Here is a 17,389-nt window from a genome sequence, read left to right as displayed (position 1 = left end):
GTCGATGACTGATATAAAGCACCCCACCATAGATCTAGCCAAAGATCTGATTGCTCGTCCTTCGATCACGCCTCTTGATGAAGGCTGTCAAGATTTAATGATTCAGCGCCTTAAAGCTTGTGGATTTCGCATAGAACACATTATATTTGAAGATACCGTTAATTTTTGGGCACGACGAGGTACTCAAGCTCCGCTTATTTGCTTTGCTGGGCACACGGATGTTGTTCCTCCTGGGGACCTTACTCAGTGGCACACTCCACCGTTCGAGCCCACCATTATCGATGACCATTTACATGGCCGCGGTGCCGCCGACATGAAAGGCTCATTGGCCGCTATGGTCGTTGCGGTAGAACGGTTTGTAGCTGAGAATCCAGACCATCAAGGCTCAATTTCATTTCTGATCACCAGTGATGAAGAAGGGCCATTCATCAATGGTACGGTCCGCGTCATTGACCACTTAGAGCAACGCCAAGAAAAAATCACTTGGTGTATTGTGGGAGAGCCTTCGAGCACCAATCATGTGGGCGATGTTGTGAAGAATGGGCGCCGCGGTTCACTCACCGGAGACCTAACCGTCAAAGGCGTTCAAGGGCACGTCGCATATCCGCATTTATCTGAAAACCCGGTTCATAAAGCGGCCCCAATGCTGGCTGAATTAAGCAGTAAATCTTGGGATGACGGCAACCAGTATTTTCCGCCTACTAGCTTCCAGATTGCCAATATCAATGCCGGCACAGGGGCTTCAAACGTAGTGCCCGGAGAGTTGCATGTGCAATTCAACTTCCGCTTTAGCACACAGAGCACCTCTGACGGATTAGTACAACGAGTAGAAAGTCTGATCGATAGTTATGGTTTAAATTACGATTTAAGCTGGACCTACAACGGTCAACCATTTTTGACCGACGCAGGCAAGTTACTCGAGGCGGTAAAAGTCGCCATCAAAAAAGTGAACGGAAACGAACCTGAGCTACTCACAACTGGAGGTACTTCCGATGGCCGATTTATTGCGCCAACAGGCGCGCAGGTAATTGAATTGGGTCCATGCAATGCCACGATTCACAAAATTAATGAATGCGTGAATTGCACCGATCTAATCCAACTCACCGATATGTACGAAGGTATTTTGGAGCACCTGCTCGCATGAACCTAACCGCTGCGAATTGGTTAGGCGATGACGATAGCCACATAGTGTGGCTATCTGAACGTCACGGACTTACGCAGGAAACACTTGATGCTTGGCGTTCTATGCAACACCATGCAGCGGAGTGTGGATTATCATTGGACTTGGTGAGCAGCTACCGTAGCTTTGATCGCCAGTTGGCTATTTGGAATGCAAAGTTTAATGGACTCAGACCTGTTCTTGACGATCAAAATCAACACCTTGATATAGGTTCACTGTCAGAGTTAGAACGTGCTATCGCCATACTGCGTTTCTCAGCACTACCCGGTGCAAGTAGACACCATTGGGGAACCGACCTCGACGTTTATAGCAAACGTCTGCAAGGTGACATTCCATTTGATTTAGTCGCTTCTGAATACGGCAGCGGAGGCCCACAAGCCGACGTGTCAAGCTGGCTTCGTCAACACGCGTGTCAATATGGCTTTATGGCGCCTTACTCAGCAGACTTAGATGGTGTGGCCATCGAACCATGGCACTTAAGCTATTGTGAAATAGCACAACACATCGCACGAGAAATTTCCGTCACTATACTTGCTGAACGCTTGAATCAAAGTAAAATCTCGGGAAAGCAAACCTTGCTTGATAACCTTCCAATGCTGTTCGAGCGCTTCGTATTACGGGTCAACCAATAAGGGAATGACATGGAGTTAAACCACTGGGCTGTTATTGGCATTATTGCACTCGCAATTGGCGTAATTGTGAGCAACCTGATGTTGTTGAAATACTCAGCCAAAATGAAACTACCCAGCCGAGAAGATCTGGTCGACCCAGTGGCAAAAGCGAAGAAGCAACGAGATGCTGAGAAAGAACAAGATGAGAAGGTTTAATCAGAGGCAGTTTGCCTATCGTTAAATGAACTTGACATAAAAAAGGCCTTACATGTGTAAGGCCTTTTTTGTGGGTTCTTGTGACTACTTTTCAGCAGCATCCAGAGAAGCCTTCAGTGCATTGTAAGCTTTGGTCACTTTCTTCGAGCTTAACGGCTTGTTGTCATCATCGAAGATCGAGATAGAGGTTGTTTTGCCTCGGTCACCAAAGAACAGTTTGTAATCGCCCGATTCAAGTTCCAATACCCCGTCGTCAGTACTAAACAGGTTAGAAAAGCTCCAACTACCTGGCACATTGACGAAGTAAGTCGCTTGGTTCTTATCTCTATCTTCAACCACAAATCCAGCTTGTGTCAGCACGTCAAACATGTGATCCCAAGCTTGCTCAAATGGCACTGCAGCAATCACAGAGGTATTTCCTTTCTCGTCTGTTTGTAACGACAAAGCAAGTGCTCTGCGCTCTTGTTTCACGCGCTCGCGCTGCTGATAAGCAACATCTTTTTGGTATTGAAACACTGCACCATTCAAAAAGTTAACCGTGAAGTTATCGCGTTCAACAGATGTTGGGGTACTACGTTCTAAGTCACTATCTAAGTAACGTTCAAAACCAACCATGGCTGCGCTCAACTTGGCTGTACGGCCTGATTTACTGAGTTCTAAATTAAAAACATATCGCGCTTTGACTTCTAGATCGCCTCGGCGATCCATGAAGTAATCCTCAAGCCCCCAGAAATAAGCTGGGTCGGCTTGACTGTCGGCCACGAACCAATCAGTGACCAATGTACCGCCTTCTTTATCCCAAAAACGCCCTTGGATTTGGTTGTTTCGTAAATAATTCCACAACGACTCCCACACTTGATCGCTTTGGTCAGCGCCATTTTGGTCTAGAACATCAAATTCAATAGATGCACGACGACCATCTTGCGGACGAATACTGCCGTCAACAAGCGTCAGAACTTGAACTGGAGCCGTAATCACTAAGTCTTCGCCAACCACATTTTCAGGGTTATCTTTGACTTTAGGAATCGCATACTCTGAACGTTGTAACGGCATTTCCATGCCATCAGGTACCATCAGTGGAGTGCTTTGTTGTTCTTCAAGATACTTGTAATCTGAACGAGCTCGGTCATCATTACCAGCACACCCCACGAGAACAAACGCTGCGGGAATTGCGCAAATGAGCGCCTTTTTAACTACCATAAGTGACTACTCAGTTCAGCATATTCGCTTCTCGCATGGCCTTTTCGACAACAGTTTGCCCAGCCTCCGAGAGCGTGGTTAAAGGTAAACGCAAATGCTGAGTTTCAACTCTGCCTAAGCGCCACAAAGCCCATTTCACAGGAATAGGATTTGCTTCAATAAATAGGTTCTGATGAAGCGGCATTAATCGTTGATTAATCACTTCAGCCTCACCACTCTGCCCCGCCAGTGCCAAACGGCACATTTCAGCCATTTCAACGGGCGCTACGTTATTCGTGACCGAAATAACACCGTTGCCGCCAAGAGTCATGAATTCACATCCAGCGGCATCGTCTCCGCTGAACAATAAAAACTCTTCGCCGCAGCCTTCACGCAACACCGCAACTCTTGAATTGTCACCCGTGGCTTCTTTGATGCCCACGATATTATCAATAGCTGATAAGCGAATCACGGTTTCAGGAAGCAGGTCAACGGCAGTGCGCCCAGGGACGTTGTATAAAATTTGAGGTAGTTTAGAGCGCTCGGCAATCGTTTTGTAATGTAAAAACAAACCTTCTTGCGTCGGCTTATTGTAATAAGGCGTTACACTCAAACACGCCATTGCACCGGCTTTTTCTGCCGCCAATGTTAACTCAATTGCTTCATGAGTGGAGTTTGCACCTGTTCCGGCAATGATATCAACTCGGCCTGCCGCAAACTCTACAGTCTTACGGATAACTTCGGAGTGTTCCGATACGTTTAATGTTGCAGACTCACCTGTAGTTCCAACTGCAACAATTGCGCTAGTGCCTGATTCAACATGCCAATCGACGAGTTTCTTGAGTCCGTCATAATCGACAGAGCCATTTGAGTCCATTGGTGTAACCAAAGCAACAATGCTTCCTGACAGCATGTATTCTTATTCCCCTGAAATCGTGAGCGTCTTATGTTAATTTGCGCCCATGTTAAAGACAAGTTTGAACTGCATACTGTTTTACGCCGTAACAGCACAGACTTCGTATTTTTAGAAATAAACAAAGGAAATTACCATGACGCCGATTCAAGCTGGCTCTAAAGCACCTGAGTTTTCATTACTTGACCAAAATGGAAGCACGGTCAATTTAACGGACTATCAAGGTAAAAAAGTATTGGTCTATTTTTATCCTAAAGCCATGACTCCGGGTTGCACAACTCAAGCATGCAGCCTACGTGACGTAAAGTCAGAGCTAGAGGCTCAGAATACAGTGGTATTCGGCATTAGCCCAGATCCAGTTGCAAGACTGGTCAAATTTATTGAAAAATATGACCTGAACTTCTCGTTATTGTCTGATGAAGACCATGCCATAGCCGATGCTTTTGGGATATGGGGCCTAAAGAAGTTTATGGGTAAGGAATACGACGGCATTCATCGCACTTCATTTTTAATCGATGAAAACGGTACGGTTGAGCATGTATTCGACAAATTTAAAACAAAAGAACATCACGATGTAGTGTTAAATTACTTAAAAGGTTAATCCCCTGAGACTAAGTCCCATTAAAAAAGCGACCTACAGGTCGCTTTTTTAATCAAATACTGCCAGTGCAGTTTTATCTACTCTTGCTGTTTCTCGCTTAATATTTCATCCGCGTTTGTAGGCCATGCGTTAATCACAGCTTTAACTAAGGTGGCCAATGGAATCGCGAAAAACACGCCCCAGAACCCCCAAAGCCCACCAAACACCAATACCGCAATAATGATTAAAACAGGATGAAGATTGACCGCTTCAGAAAACAAGATGGGCACTAGTAAATTGCCATCGAGCGCCTGAATGACCCCATATCCGAGCATCAAATATCCAAAATCAGCGGTCGCCCCCCATTGAAATAGCCCAACCACAGCAATAGGAATCGTCACCAACGCCGCACCAACATAGGGAATCAACACACTCAGCCCTACGAGTACAGCTAGCAATGCCGAATAACGCAGTTCTATGATGAAAAAGAAGATGTACGTGGTGATACCTACAATTAAGATCTCAAGCACTTTACCGCGGATATAGTTGATAATTTGCGCGTTCATTTCATCGCGCACTTGGTTGGCTAATCGGCGATTGGCAGGCAAAAAACGACTAATACCTTGAATAAGTTCATCTTTATCTTTTAAGAAAAAGAACATCAATAACGGCACAACCACCACGTAGATCAGTAACGCTACAACGCTCACGAGTGACTGCAACGAGGTTGATAAAAACGTTTGACCGTACTCAATGACAGAATCCCGAACGTTGTGGGTCACACCATCGAGATGCTCTCTGCTCACATATTCAGGGTAAGCTGAATGTAAGTCCCACATTGTGTGCTGAAGTTTTTCCACCATGGTCGGTAGCTCACGCGCTAAATTGACACTTTGGTTCCATACTATAGGCACCAAAATCAGCACTCCTAAAAGCACAATACTAGCGAATGCAAGCAGCACAATTGTAGCTCCAAAACGACGAGGAACTCCCCACGCCTCCAACCGCTCTACCGGCCACTCCAGGGCGTACGCTAATACTAATGCCAATAAAATAGGGGCAAGTAATGCACCCCCAAAATAAATAACTAAAAAGCCACTCAATAAAATCATGAACAAGCTTACTGCGGCGGGATCAGAAAACTTTCTCTGATACCAGCGATTTAACATATTGAACATTACGACTTACGCTCCAAACGCCATCAACTTTTCACGACTATAATTTCAGCTTCGGCTGAACCTCAGCTCAACCCCATTATGAGTTTTTACTCGCTCATAATGCAACGAATGCCTCACTGCCCAATCAATAATATCTTCAATACTCGAAGGATCGGCTAAAACAACGTGTAAAGAATGCCCTATAGGCAGCTTCAAAAGAGCTGCTTTACATCGCACAAATGCTAAAGGACACCTAAAATCGGATAAATCTAGAAACTTTTCCACACTTTCACTGGTCTGACCGTATAAGTTATAATTTCAAACTGTTCTCAGGCCATACGATGGCGTTTTAAAGCCACAACGCGTTAAACTGAGAGAACTCTTAATTGCAGAGTATAATCATAAAAACAAGGAAAGACTTGGTGCAGAAATCGGTAGTCCTGTTTAAAAAGTCCGTCAAAGCCCTACGAAACGTGGGATTCGCGATCATCGGTTCAGCGCTTGTGGTTCACTCAGCGCACAGCATATCAACTGGAAACAACCTTCCAGACATTGGCACCGCTGGCCTTTCAGCACTCACGCTTGAAAAAGAGCGCGATGTAGGCGACATCACTATGCGCCAAATCCGAGGAAGCTACCCGCTGCTTCAAGACCCAGCCTTGCAAGAATATTTAGAATCCGTCGGATACAAGCTCGTAACAGCGGGCTCAACGCCTGTTCACCCTTTCACCTTCTTTCTCATTAAAGATCCAAATATTAACGCCTTTGCATTTTTTGGAGGCCATGTAGGTGTTCATACTGGGCTGTTTATGAATGCCGATACAGAGGGTCAATTAGCCTCTGTACTCGCGCATGAAATCGCTCACGTGAATCAACGCCATCTGGCACGAAGAATGGAAAGCCAAATGGATATGCAAGCCGCAACCATTGGCGCCACTTTAGGCTCTATTTTACTTACAGTTTTAGCGCCACAAGCAGGTATTGCTGCGTTGCAAACCACCTTGGCAGCATCGCAACAAATGTCGATTAACTTTACTCGTAAGAACGAGGCGGAAGCCGATCGAATTGGAATGCAAACCTTAGTCGCAGCCGGCTTCGACCCGTATGCAGCCCCAGAATTCTTTGGCAAGTTAGCAGCGCAGTATCGCTTCGCAAGCAAACCGCCCGCTTTTCTATTGACTCACCCTGTCCCCGAAACCCGTGTGGCTGATGCTCAACTTCGCGCGCAGCAATTTCCGCGCAAGGCTTACCCCCAAAATATTGATTACCAATTTGCCAAAGCCCGAATTGAAGCCCGCTACAGCGGAAGAAGCTCAAAAGCTGTCATTCAACGTCTAGAGCAGCAAATCGCTCGCAAAGAATACATTAATAAGGATGCAGCGTTGTACGGTCTAGCGCTTGCTCAGTTTGACGATAATGATGCCAAAGCAGCACTAGAGACAATTACTCCATTAGCTAAAAAGTACCCTCGCAACTTATTTCTCGTCGACTCTCTGACCGACATCAATATGAAATTAAAACAACCGGAAAAAGCCGAGGAAAGGCTCAAAGGCTTTTACGGCTACATGCCAGATAACCAAGTCATCGCTCTCAACTACGCCAATATATTGATCGAGCAAGAAAAATCAGAAGAAGCTATTGAGATACTTAAGCTATATCGTCAAAGCCGTCCAGATGATTTGCTCGCCATACAACTCATTGGCGATGCCTACTCTCAAATTGGCAATACAGGGCAGCAATACAGCGCCAAAGCGGATGGCTATGCACTCATGGCGCAATATGAACAAGCCATCGCCATGTTAGAGCGTGCCTTACGAGCCACGCCGGTCAAAGACAATATCGAAGTAGTCAAGCTGGAAGCGAAAGTTCGTCAGTATCGAAATGAATTAGCGCGACTGAAAACGTTATAGCTCATCGTGCCACTTCTGAGGAACTTGCGAGTTGCTCGCTGACGTGGCATAAACTGTGCTCTTTTTAGGAAATGTAGGCGGCGCAAGCCGAACAAAACGGATGAACAAATATCGTATTTACCACAATCCTCGCTGTTCTAAGTCACGCGAAACGCTCGCCCTATTAGAACAAAATGGTGTGCAACCTGAAATCGTTGAGTATTTAAAAACACCGTTAACACCGGATGAAATCAAGCATCTTGCTGATATGCTACATGTTGCCCCTCGTGGCATAATGCGCACTAAAGAAGCTGAATATAAAGCACAAAACTTAGCGGATGAATCACTCTCTGACGCAGCTCTAATTAATGCGATTGCCAAAACACCTAAACTGTTAGAGCGTCCTATTGTGGTGAAAGGTGAACAAGCCGTCATTGGCAGACCTCCCGAAAATGTTCTCACCATCATCGATTAACTTCTTGCACTAGGGTGCATTGAGCTTTACCCTGCGCGCGATACAAATTTTTGCAGGGTAAAGCCGATTATGACTGACACTGAAGCCAATCCAAAAAACGTTTTAATTGCCAGACGCTGCGCTGAAATCGGCTACTTCGGTCTCATCGTCTTGATTCTATGCTGGCAAATTTGGCTCTCCCCTCATCCACATGTGAATCCAACGGTCACGGCCATTTTGTGGCTCATCCCCCTGATATTCCCACTCAAAGGGATGATTAAAGCGAATCCCTACACACATGCTTGGAGCTCATTTGTTGCGTGTTTGTATGTCACTCACGCGCTTGTTCAGTTTTACACTGAACCTGCCGAAAGGTATCTAGCCGCAGTAGAATTTATATTGGTGTCGATGTGGTTAGTCGGGTCAATTTTCTATGCGAGGTGGCGCGGACGCCAACTTGGGTTGGGCCTAAAGAAGAAGAAACCTCAAGGTAAAGGCTAATACCCCAACACTTCTTTAATGAATGGAATGGTTAACTTACGTTGAGCCGCCATAGATGCAGTATCGAGTCGAGCAAGTGTTTGCCATAGTTCAGACATGCCTCGACTGGCTCGGTGAAGCAGAAATCGCCCAGCATCGTCGGACAAAACAAGTCCTCTAGCATTCGCTCTAAGCTGTAGTATCGATAACTTTTCATCATCACCGGGGCTCGATAGCTGATAGCTCGTCCCCCAATCCAAACGCGACATCAAGTCTGGCAATTCAATATTCACATGACGAGCAGCAGCGGATGCGGTGATCACCAATAACCTACCCTGCTCTTTGATACGATTGAACAGATCAAAAATAGCCTCTTCCCACCTCATGTCCCCAGCGATCATGTCAATATTATCCAGACACACTAGGTGCATTTGTTCGAGACCATCGAGCATTTCTGGCGATAATTGATTTGAGTGTTGCAATGGAATGTAGCTACTGAGTTGGTGACAGCTGGCACACCAATTCATCGCAGCATGAAGCAAGTGACTCTTTCCAGAGCCGCTTTGCCCCCACAAATACAAAAAGCCGCCAGAATCGGCATTCAAGCCTTGTTGCAAAGAAGACACAGCCGCCTCCTTGCCGCCTAACCAAAAGCTAGCAAAGGTTTCATCATCAGGAAGTTGAATTGCCAGAGGCAACTGATCAGGAATAGAAGTCATCAATTCAACCGCGTCATCGCCAATGCAATCATGCACTAATATTTCCACATATAACTCGGTAACTCTTCTGGAGCCACCTCTAAAGCGTCCAAACGTTTGTCGAGTTCTAACGCCCGATAAAAGTCATCCGAAGGCCCCAGCAAATTAACATTGAATACAGCCTGGTTACCGTCGATTTGTTGCAACTCGACTTGCGACACGATCGCCATTCCGGCAAGGCTCGACTCTGCTTCAAGTACACGTTTTAAATCGCTAAGGTTATAGACAATCACCTGTACACTGTCTGCTGCGACAAGCCCCGTTTGAGTGGCAAAGTGAGCGCCAAACTCATCGGCCATTTGCTCCAGCCACTCCATCATCAAGGTTTGTTTGTCACCTGTGAGCGCATTGCTCATCCAAGCGGGCTGCACATCGAGTGGCCCTCCGGACAAGTCGTAGACACTCCACTGCAATTGATATTGCTCAGCTCCAATGGAAAATAACTTCGCCATGACCATTTGATCAGCGCTGTAACGAGCAGAGGCCTGACGCGCAGGCCCTGGAAATTGGCCCCAAATATCAGAAGGGTCAACCGTCGAGATATCGTCTAAATCAAGCAGCGGCAGCATCAAAGGCACTCCGCGACTACGTGCAGCCACTTTCAATTCAGAGTCTTGTAAAATCGGACTTTGATCATTCAACAGTTCGCGTTTAAAATTTTCTTCTTCCACTAACCAGACAATGGTCATGGGGCGCAAGCTTCCCCAAATTGGCAGATTCGCTTGTCGGAGCAAACGATCAATCGCTTCTTGATTGAAGGCCACTTCTAACCAGCGCTTTCCGCCTTCATCAATGTTGCCATATTGAACGAGATAATCTTTCACTTTGGAGCGCTGCTGAGAGACCAGCACATTGGCTAATGAATCTCGGTGGCCTGAATTGCGAACGATGACTTGATCAAAAGCTTGCGCCAAGCCGTCGTTGAGCTTGAGCTTCGCATCCACACGAGCAGTGTATAAATTTGCGACTTCAACAGCAGACGCCCAGAAAGGACACACCATCAAAAGAACGCACAAAATTCGAACAGTTCGACCCACGATAATTCCTTGTCGAGCAATAGTTTTAATAACAACGGCATTTATAGTAGCAACTCCAGATAAAGGTGACGAGATCCATTATGATCGAAAGTGAGATCTAGCTATTATTGAGCAAAGTTTGTTTATTTTTTGTATTAACGCCTAACAATGGTTCCGTAGACGCGGTGGTATTGGTAGAATATCGCGTCTTTTTTTGGCATGTGCGATTGAGGTTATTAAGTGAGCGACAACAAACCGTCCCTAAGTTACAAAGATGCAGGCGTTGATATTGATGCAGGTAATGCGCTGGTTGATCGAATCAAACACGTTGCAAAACGCACTGCTCGTCCGGAAGTGATGGGTGGCTTGGGTGGCTTTGGTGCACTGTGCCAAATCCCTGCGGGTTATAATGAACCATTATTGGTAGCGGGCACCGATGGTGTTGGAACCAAGCTACGCTTAGCGCTTGATTTAAACAAGCATGACACCGTTGGCATCGATCTCGTTGCAATGTGTGTCAACGACTTAATTGTTCAAGGTGCAGAACCTCTGTTCTTCCTTGATTACTATGCCACTGGGAAATTGTCCGTTGACACTGCCGCAGATGTTGTGACAGGTATTGGCGCTGGCTGTGAACTGTCGGGCTGTGCCTTAATAGGTGGTGAAACAGCTGAAATGCCAGGTATGTATGAAGGCGAAGATTACGACATTGCAGGTTTTTGCGTTGGCGTAGTTGAAAAAGCCAAAGTCATCGACGGTACTAAAGTTGGTGCAGGTGATGCCCTTATTGCTCTGGGTTCAAGTGGCCCGCATTCAAACGGCTATTCATTGGTTCGTAAAATTCTAGAAGTCTCTGGCGCCGATACATCTGCAGCCTTCGGTGATGCAACGCTCGGTGATGCCTTACTGACACCTACTCGTATTTACGTAAAATCAGTACTCGAATTGCTCAAGCAAATTGATGTGCATGCCATCAGCCACATTACAGGCGGCGGATTCTGGGAAAACATTCCACGTGTTCTTCCATCAGGCACAAAAGCAATTGTTGACGGTAATAGTTGGCAGTGGCCAGAAATTTTCAACTGGTTACAAGAGAATGGTAATGTTGAAACACACGAGATGTACCGTACCTTTAACTGTGGTGTTGGATTAGTGATTGCTGTTGCTCAAGACCAACTGCAAGCATCTTTAAACATTCTCAATGCCCAAGGCGAACACGCATGGCACATTGGAGAAATTGCAGATGCAGCAGACGGTGAGGAACAAGTAGAGATCAATTCATGATTGACTCCAATGCACGCATTGTCGTGCTAATATCAGGCAGCGGTTCAAATCTTCAAACGATTTTGGATCATGCCAACGATGGCAAAATTGATGGTGATGTGGTTGGGGTCATTTCCAACCGCTCAGAAGCTTTTGGATTAGAACGTGCCGCAGAGTCGGGCGTTCCAACCAAAGTATTGGACCATACAATGTTCAGCAGCCGAGACGACTACGACGAGTCTCTCGCTGGCTTAATTGATAGCTTTGAACCCGATGTGATCGTGTTAGCCGGATTCATGAGAATTCTAACGCCAGAATTTGTCCGCCGTTTTAGTGGCAAAATGATCAATATACATCCATCATTGTTGCCTAAGTACACTGGACTTCATACCCATCGCAGAGCGATTGAAGCGGGCGATGACGTGCACGGTTGCTCGGTTCACTTCGTCACTGAAGAATTAGACGGAGGACCTGTGATCTTACAAGCAAAAGTGCCAATTTTTGAAGACGATACGGAACAATTGCTGCAAGATAGAATCTTAGAACAAGAACATAGAATTTTCCCTCTTACTGTTCAGTGGCTCGCGAGTGGTCGTGTAAAGCTGGTGGATGGTACTGCAGAGATGGACGGCGAGCGATTGCCCCAAGACGGTTACGCTGCTGATTAATCATTCACTTTAGAGGACGTGCCATGCGCAACTGGCTTATTTCAGCTTGCTGTTTCTGTATCATACCGAACGCTTTTGCTGACACGTCCATTTCTTTCACTCCCTTCCAAAGCAATTACAAAGTGTTCCGAAACGGCAGCGAAGTCGGTACAGGAAAACGCACATTTTACCCAAGACCCGACGGCCGCATGTACTTCTGCACCGAGAGTAAACTCAAATGGTTTATTTTAAGCGATAAGCGAAAAGAGCAAAGCTGGCTTACCATGACAGACGCGGGCAATGTGAATTCATTGGAATATCAATATGAACGCACAGGAACTGGGCCGAACAAAGAAAGTCATCTGATATTTAATAACGGCGATCAGTCGTTGGTTGAGTTACAAGACGACTACCCTCTGAAAACCAAATGGACTGAAGATCTGCTTGATCCGGTAGGCTATCAGTTACAGATGCGAATTGATGTTGCAGAAGGTAAAAAAGAACTCGAATACCCGGTTTTGTATAAGGGTGGCCGACGTGATTACAAGTTTGAAGTCGTTGGCGAGGAATTACTCAAGTTACCTATTGGTGAAATCCATACCGTGAAATTAAAACGTATTCGTTCGAACAAAAAGCGAGAGACATTCGTTTGGCTTTCCAAAGACCACGACTTTATTGTTGCACGGATATGGCAAGCCAAAGAAGGGGAAGAGCAAGCCGACTTAAGGCTTGCACAATTCAAACACATCGACATTCCAACTCAAACACCTGAGCCCTCTAACTAACCGGCACCCCATCTTTAAGCATCAGCCATTCGCCGGTGTCCATCTTGTTCCAAGGTTCGTCTTTAGTCAGTGGTTCTGTGGCAATCACCGTCACCACATCAGTAGGCGTTGTTTCTTGTGAAAAATCGATTTCCCAGTCACTATCAACCAAATGCGCTTTACCAAACGGCGCTTTACGCGTTAGCCAATGCAACTTTGAGGTGCAATAGGCAAACATTAACGTGCCATCCGTCAATAGCATGTTAAAGACTCCCTTCTGGCGAAGTACATCTGCATGCTTGGCCAAAAATCGGGCCAGTGTCACCGGGTTCCGAGGGGCTTTAGCAAATCTATCTTTCATTTGCCCCAATAGGTAGCAGAATGCCAACTCCGAGTCGGTATTGCCCACGGGCATAAAAGCCCCTACCTCCAACGCCCGATAATCAGTGAGCTGGCCATTGTGAGCAAATGTCCAATTTCGCCCCCACAGCTCTCTCTCGAAAGGGTGCGTGTTCTGTAGATTCACTCCACCACGGTTCGCTTGCCGAATGTGCCCGATTACAGCACAACTTTTAATTGGATATTGTTCAAGCAATTGAGCAATTTTAGAGCGGCAACTAGGTTCGGGATCTTTGAAAGTACGACTGCCTTTACCTTCATAAAAGGTAATTCCCCAGCCATCTCGGTGTGGACCCGTTTCCCCACCTCGTTTCATCAAACCAGAAAAGCTAAAACAAATATCTGTTGGGACATTGGCGCTCATGCCGAGTAATTCACACATAAAGTAACTCTTGAAGATTCTCGCGACAGCTCACAAAGGTAAACATAGTAACCCATCGAAAAGCATTTTCACTTGATCACAGCGAGTGAATGATCTATTAATAGACACAACTCGTAAGAGGTCTGACCACTAAAAATAACTATAACCAAGGAGTTCTCTCGTGAACGTCTTACTCTGGATTATCGGATTGTTCGCCATTGTTGGTGTCTTTTCTTATCACCGCAGCCGACTTATCGTCACCACGATCGCCATTGCCGCTTGGATGGCTGCAGGTTACTTCTACGCCATTATCGGACCGATGAGTATTGTCATTTTTGCTGTACTCGCAACCGTATTCAATACTCCGGCATTACGAAAAATGCTGATGAGCAAAAATATGCTCAATGCCTACCGCAAAATAATGCCCGAAATGTCTTCCACTGAACGCGATGCCATTGCTGCAGGAACCACTTGGTGGGAAGGAGAAATGTTTCGTGGAGCTCCCAATTGGAAGATGCTTCATAGCTACCCAAAACCTCAATTGACCGATGCAGAGCAGGCCTTTTTAGACGGTCCTGTCGAGACTGTATGTCAGATGACCAATGATTTTGAAATCACGCATGAGCGTGCGGATCTCCCCCCTCAAATTTGGGAATACTTAAAAAGCAATGGCTTCTTCGCCATGATCATTAAGAAAGAATATGGTGGTTTAGAGTTTTCTGCTTATGCGCAAAGCTGTGTCTTGCAGAAGCTCGCGAGTATCAGCGGTGTTCTTGCCAGTACTGTTGGTGTGCCTAACTCTCTCGGCCCAGGTGAATTATTGCAACACTACGGCACCACAGATCAAAAAAACCACTACCTTCCTCGTCTGGCGCAAGGTCAAGAAATTCCATGTTTTGCACTTACCAGCCCCGAAGCAGGCTCAGATGCTGGCGCGATTCCAGATTCTGGCCATGTCTGTATGGGTGAGTGGGAAGGCAAACAAGTGATGGGGATGCGCCTGACGTGGAACAAACGCTATATAACGCTGGCGCCTGTAGCCACTGTGCTTGGTTTGGCATTCCGCTTGTACGATCCAGAACACCTCATTGGTGACCAAGAAGACCTAGGAATTACCTGTGCGCTTATCCCCACTGATATTGCGGGCGTAGAGATCGGTCGTCGTCACTTTCCGCTGAACGTGCCATTCCAGAATGGCCCAACACGCGGTGAAGATGTATTTGTCCCCATTCATTTCATTATTGGTGGCAAAGAGATGGCAGGCCAAGGTTGGCGCATGCTCGTTGAATGTTTGTCTGTGGGTCGCGGGATCACCCTTCCCTCAAACACCACAGGCGGCGTTAAAATGGCAGCAATGGCAACCAGTGCCTATGCGCGAGTGCGCCGTCAATTTCGAGTTCCGATTGGTCAAATGGAAGGTATTGAGGAGCCCCTCGCTCGCATCGCCGGAGCTGCCTATATGATGGACGCGGCATCAACGCTCACCACCACTGCTATTGATTTAGGTGAAAAGCCCTCAGTTATTTCAGCGATTGTGAAATACCACATGACCGACCGCGGTCAAAAAGCCATGATTGATGCCATGGATATACACGGTGGCAAAGCCATTTGCATGGGGCCCGAAAATTACCTTGCGCGAGGCTATCAAGGAGCGCCTATCGCCATTACCGTTGAAGGGGCGAACATTCTCACGCGTTCAATGATCATTTATGGTCAAGGGGCTATTCGGTGTCATCCATACGTCCTTGCTGAGATGGAAGCCGCCAGCCTTAAAGATGCAAACCAAGCTCTATCCGATTTTGATAACGCCGTCTTTGGCCATATTGGTTTTGCTATAAGTAACGTATTCCGTAGCCTTTGGTTTGGTATTGGCGGCTCAGTTTTCTCAAGTTCACCATACGCTGACCAAACGGCAAAATACTACAAACGCATGAACCGTTATTCAGCGAACTTAGCTTTATTATCCGATATCTCAATGGCCACTCTGGGCGGGTCGTTGAAACGTCGTGAACGCGTTTCTGCGCGTTTGGGTGATTTACTCAGTGAACTCTATTTGTCATCTGCTGTATTAAAACGCTTTGATAATGACGGCCGCCCAGCCGAAGACTTGGCTTTGGTTCAGTGGACCATTGAAGATTCGCTCTACCGCTTAGAGTCATCTTTAAAGGAGCTTTTAAACAACTTCCCCGTGGCAGGTGTGGGGGGGGTGATGAAAGCGCTCATTATGCCGTTTGGAGGCCATGCCAAGCGCCCTTCTGATACCTTAGACCATAAAATTGCTAAGCTCTCCATGATTCCTGGCGAAACGCGCGATCGCTTAGGTGTGATGAGCTTCCTTACGGACTGCGACAATAACCCAGTGGGTGCACTACAAACCGCGCTCAAAGACATACTAGCCGCCGAGCCTATCGTTGCCAAAGTAGCAAAGGCAAAGCAAAAGAAATTGGCATTTATGTGGCTGGATAAGATCGCAGCAGAAGGTTTAGAAATGGGCGTGATTTCAGATACTGAAGCAGAGTTGCTTCGCCGTGCAGAAAAAGGCCGCATGCGAGCAATCAATGTGGATGATTTCGACCCCGATGAACTTGTTGCCGATAAATCGACCATCGTAAAGAACAGTACTCAAAACGCAGCTTAATAACTCCCCCAACCTTATTAAGCTTTCCCCGATACCAGCCGCAAGGCTGGTATTTTTTTGTCCCAAGGTATTTCTCTATATGGCAATACGTCGCTTGCTAGGCATGCCGTGAAGTATTAGCCCTTGCGCCCATCAACGGCTAAATTCTGGCATCAACAACGCCACTTCCACTATTCCACACCCAACATCGCCCCTGAGTCAGGATCACCTATACCGTGTAACGAATGTACTGATGAACTCTGATTGAGCTTTAGCAATCCCTAGGCGTGTATGAGCAAGACAACGGCTGTACTCACCCAGACCAATAAAGACTGTCACACAGACATAAAAAAGGAGCCTTCAGGCTAATGCCAGTCAGTTAAGCTGACTGGCATTTTTCTTATTGGGGTATTTCCGCGCCCTGTGCTTCACGCATCTAGGGTAAATTCTACCTTCGCTTTTCGGCGGTAGAACGTGATGTGACGTTTCATCAAGTAGGTGATTGATTCGCTACGGGATGGTGCCAGCCGCTTCGAGCCAAAAGCCATATATTAAGTGGATAATCGCTGCTGCACTGGTGGTAAAGCTTAATTGATTGGGGTACAAGCCGAGCTCCAAACCGGCTCTTGCCGGTACAGCGACATCGCAATGACGGTCCACACTGCCATATCTCACGGAATTCGGCGTTTTCTAACGGTCGCAACACCACGGGTTTCGAGGCATTGATTGATAAAATCAGGGCAGAGTATATCGGAGAGTTGACCGGGCTCTTCGGTGTTTGGGGCATAGCCATTGGCCATCGCCAGCGCGGTTGTCAGTTGCAGAAGAAAAAGGTCCTAACTGAAGCAGCTAAGACCTTTATAGAGCCTTGGGAAGATCGGTCAACCGATCAGTTTGTCGTTAAC

The 17,389-nt window shown here is 46.6% G+C and carries 19 protein-coding genes and 1 pseudogene; 11 read left to right on the top strand and 9 right to left on the bottom strand.

From position 1 onward, the window contains the following. Positions 1-4: 4 nt before the first annotated feature. From dapE to NAF29_RS06300, 3 genes are read left to right on the top strand one after another with little or no spacing between them, the layout of a single operon-like run. Positions 5-1,144 (top strand): succinyl-diaminopimelate desuccinylase, encoded by a 1,140-nt coding sequence (dapE, locus tag NAF29_RS06310; protein WP_251260641.1) that lies wholly within the window; start codon positions 5-7, stop codon positions 1,142-1,144. Next, positions 1,141-1,812 (top strand): M15 family metallopeptidase, encoded by a 672-nt coding sequence (locus NAF29_RS06305; protein ID WP_251260640.1) that lies wholly within the window; start codon positions 1,141-1,143, stop codon positions 1,810-1,812. The genes dapE and NAF29_RS06305 overlap by 4 nt, the downstream gene beginning before the upstream one ends. Before the next feature lie 9 nt (positions 1,813-1,821). Next, entirely contained in the window at positions 1,822-2,007 is a 186-nt protein-coding gene (locus NAF29_RS06300) for a DUF2897 family protein (RefSeq protein ID WP_251260639.1), read from the top strand. An 84-nt stretch (positions 2,008-2,091) separates the two neighbouring features. Here NAF29_RS06300 and bamC read toward each other — a convergent pair whose 3' ends face one another. Next, complete coding sequence (gene bamC / locus NAF29_RS06295; RefSeq protein ID WP_251260638.1) at positions 2,092-3,207, bottom strand: NlpB/DapX family lipoprotein; 1,116 nt, start codon at positions 3,205-3,207, stop codon at positions 2,092-2,094. Between the two features lie 10 nt (positions 3,208-3,217). Further along, positions 3,218-4,099 (bottom strand): 4-hydroxy-tetrahydrodipicolinate synthase, encoded by an 882-nt coding sequence (gene dapA, locus NAF29_RS06290; protein ID WP_251260637.1) that lies wholly within the window; start codon positions 4,097-4,099, stop codon positions 3,218-3,220. A 136-nt stretch (positions 4,100-4,235) separates the two neighbouring features. Between dapA and bcp the strand changes: the two genes are divergently transcribed. Beyond that, positions 4,236-4,700: a thioredoxin-dependent thiol peroxidase gene (gene bcp / locus NAF29_RS06285; RefSeq protein WP_251260636.1), complete on the top strand. Its 465-nt coding sequence runs from the start codon at positions 4,236-4,238 to the stop codon at positions 4,698-4,700. Positions 4,701-4,777: 77 nt separating this feature from the next. On the opposite strand, the gene NAF29_RS06280 is transcribed toward bcp, so the two are convergent. Next, positions 4,778-5,857 carry an AI-2E family transporter gene (locus tag NAF29_RS06280; RefSeq protein WP_251260635.1) on the bottom strand — a complete coding sequence of 360 codons (1,080 nt, stop codon included), beginning with the start codon at positions 5,855-5,857 and terminating at the stop codon, positions 4,778-4,780. Between the two features lie 45 nt (positions 5,858-5,902). Then, on the bottom strand, positions 5,903-6,121 hold the full coding sequence (locus NAF29_RS18480; protein ID WP_432763226.1) for a sulfurtransferase TusA family protein: 219 nt from the start codon (positions 6,119-6,121) through the stop codon (positions 5,903-5,905). Positions 6,122-6,258: 137 nt separating this feature from the next. Here NAF29_RS18480 and bepA point away from each other — a divergent pair, with 137 nt between their 5' ends. From bepA to NAF29_RS06265, 3 genes are all read left to right on the top strand, one after another. After that, complete coding sequence (bepA, locus tag NAF29_RS06275; protein WP_251260634.1) at positions 6,259-7,746, top strand: beta-barrel assembly-enhancing protease; 1,488 nt, start codon at positions 6,259-6,261, stop codon at positions 7,744-7,746. A gap of 100 nt (positions 7,747-7,846) precedes the next feature. Then, the gene (gene arsC / locus NAF29_RS06270) at positions 7,847-8,200 is read left to right on the top strand and encodes an arsenate reductase (glutaredoxin) (protein WP_251260912.1); all 354 of its coding nucleotides are present in this window, start codon (positions 7,847-7,849) and stop codon (positions 8,198-8,200) included. 69 nt (positions 8,201-8,269) lie between these two features. Further along, positions 8,270-8,680: a DUF2069 domain-containing protein gene (locus NAF29_RS06265; protein WP_251260633.1), complete on the top strand. Its 411-nt coding sequence runs from the start codon at positions 8,270-8,272 to the stop codon at positions 8,678-8,680. Here NAF29_RS06265 and hda read toward each other — a convergent pair. Next, on the bottom strand, positions 8,677-9,414 hold the full coding sequence (gene hda / locus NAF29_RS06260; protein ID WP_251260632.1) for a DnaA inactivator Hda: 738 nt from the start codon (positions 9,412-9,414) through the stop codon (positions 8,677-8,679). The genes NAF29_RS06265 and hda overlap by 4 nt on opposite strands. Next, on the bottom strand, positions 9,414-10,454 hold the full coding sequence (locus NAF29_RS06255) for a DUF2066 domain-containing protein (RefSeq protein WP_251260631.1): 1,041 nt from the start codon (positions 10,452-10,454) through the stop codon (positions 9,414-9,416). The genes hda and NAF29_RS06255 overlap by 1 nt, the downstream gene beginning before the upstream one ends. Before the next feature lie 219 nt (positions 10,455-10,673). On the opposite strand from NAF29_RS06255, the gene purM reads away from it, so the two are divergent. From purM to NAF29_RS06240, 3 genes are read left to right on the top strand one after another with little or no spacing between them, the layout of a single operon-like run. Next, entirely contained in the window at positions 10,674-11,717 is a 1,044-nt protein-coding gene (gene purM, locus NAF29_RS06250; RefSeq protein ID WP_251260630.1) for a phosphoribosylformylglycinamidine cyclo-ligase, read from the top strand. Further along, positions 11,714-12,364: a phosphoribosylglycinamide formyltransferase gene (gene purN, locus NAF29_RS06245; RefSeq protein ID WP_251260629.1), complete on the top strand. Its 651-nt coding sequence runs from the start codon at positions 11,714-11,716 to the stop codon at positions 12,362-12,364. The genes purM and purN overlap by 4 nt, the downstream gene beginning before the upstream one ends. 23 nt (positions 12,365-12,387) lie before the next feature. After that, positions 12,388-13,128 (top strand): DUF3108 domain-containing protein, encoded by a 741-nt coding sequence (locus NAF29_RS06240; protein ID WP_251260628.1) that lies wholly within the window; start codon positions 12,388-12,390, stop codon positions 13,126-13,128. Here NAF29_RS06240 and NAF29_RS06235 read toward each other — a convergent pair. Continuing rightward, on the bottom strand, positions 13,121-13,888 hold the full coding sequence (locus tag NAF29_RS06235; protein ID WP_251260627.1) for a class II glutamine amidotransferase: 768 nt from the start codon (positions 13,886-13,888) through the stop codon (positions 13,121-13,123). The genes NAF29_RS06240 and NAF29_RS06235 overlap by 8 nt on opposite strands. Positions 13,889-14,048: 160 nt before the next feature. Here NAF29_RS06235 and fadE point away from each other — a divergent pair, with 160 nt between their 5' ends. After that, the gene (fadE, locus tag NAF29_RS06230; RefSeq protein WP_251260626.1) at positions 14,049-16,505 is read left to right on the top strand and encodes an acyl-CoA dehydrogenase FadE; all 2,457 of its coding nucleotides are present in this window, start codon (positions 14,049-14,051) and stop codon (positions 16,503-16,505) included. 489 nt (positions 16,506-16,994) lie between these two features. Here the strand turns inward: fadE and NAF29_RS06225 are convergent, their stop codons facing one another. Together NAF29_RS06225 and NAF29_RS06220 are read right to left on the bottom strand one after the other, a co-directional pair. Then, positions 16,995-17,144: a hypothetical protein gene (locus tag NAF29_RS06225; RefSeq protein WP_251260625.1), complete on the bottom strand. Its 150-nt coding sequence runs from the start codon at positions 17,142-17,144 to the stop codon at positions 16,995-16,997. Next, positions 17,096-17,308 (bottom strand): annotated as a pseudogene (locus NAF29_RS06220) (transposase domain-containing protein); the annotation flags it as partial. The gene NAF29_RS06225 and the pseudogene NAF29_RS06220, both read right to left, overlap by 49 nt. Between the last annotated feature and the right edge of the window lie 81 nt (positions 17,309-17,389).

It is taken from the genome of Echinimonas agarilytica (genome assembly GCF_023703465.1).
Lineage (GTDB): Bacteria > Pseudomonadota > Gammaproteobacteria > Enterobacterales > Neiellaceae > Echinimonas > Echinimonas agarilytica.
Note: the sequence above shows the minus strand (reverse complement) of the source record. Positions and strands in the feature narration are given on the sequence as shown.

What these genes read in the sequence shown, in the direction of transcription:
- dapE (WP_251260641.1), top strand. Translation starts at nt 5, where the DNA reads ATGACTGATATAAAGCACCCCACCATAGATCTAGCCAAAGATCTGATT.
- NAF29_RS06305 (WP_251260640.1), top strand. Translation starts at nt 1,141, where the DNA reads ATGAACCTAACCGCTGCGAATTGGTTAGGCGATGACGATAGCCACATA.
- NAF29_RS06300 (WP_251260639.1), top strand. Translation starts at nt 1,822, where the DNA reads ATGGAGTTAAACCACTGGGCTGTTATTGGCATTATTGCACTCGCAATT.
- bamC (WP_251260638.1), bottom strand. Translation starts at nt 3,207, where the DNA reads ATGGTAGTTAAAAAGGCGCTCATTTGCGCAATTCCCGCAGCGTTTGTT.
- dapA (WP_251260637.1), bottom strand. Translation starts at nt 4,099, where the DNA reads ATGCTGTCAGGAAGCATTGTTGCTTTGGTTACACCAATGGACTCAAAT.
- bcp (WP_251260636.1), top strand. Translation starts at nt 4,236, where the DNA reads ATGACGCCGATTCAAGCTGGCTCTAAAGCACCTGAGTTTTCATTACTT.
- NAF29_RS06280 (WP_251260635.1), bottom strand. Translation starts at nt 5,857, where the DNA reads ATGTTCAATATGTTAAATCGCTGGTATCAGAGAAAGTTTTCTGATCCC.
- arsC (WP_251260912.1), top strand. Translation starts at nt 7,847, where the DNA reads ATGAACAAATATCGTATTTACCACAATCCTCGCTGTTCTAAGTCACGC.
- NAF29_RS06265 (WP_251260633.1), top strand. Translation starts at nt 8,270, where the DNA reads ATGACTGACACTGAAGCCAATCCAAAAAACGTTTTAATTGCCAGACGC.
- purN (WP_251260629.1), top strand. Translation starts at nt 11,714, where the DNA reads ATGATTGACTCCAATGCACGCATTGTCGTGCTAATATCAGGCAGCGGT.
- NAF29_RS06240 (WP_251260628.1), top strand. Translation starts at nt 12,388, where the DNA reads ATGCGCAACTGGCTTATTTCAGCTTGCTGTTTCTGTATCATACCGAAC.
- NAF29_RS06235 (WP_251260627.1), bottom strand. Translation starts at nt 13,888, where the DNA reads ATGTGTGAATTACTCGGCATGAGCGCCAATGTCCCAACAGATATTTGT.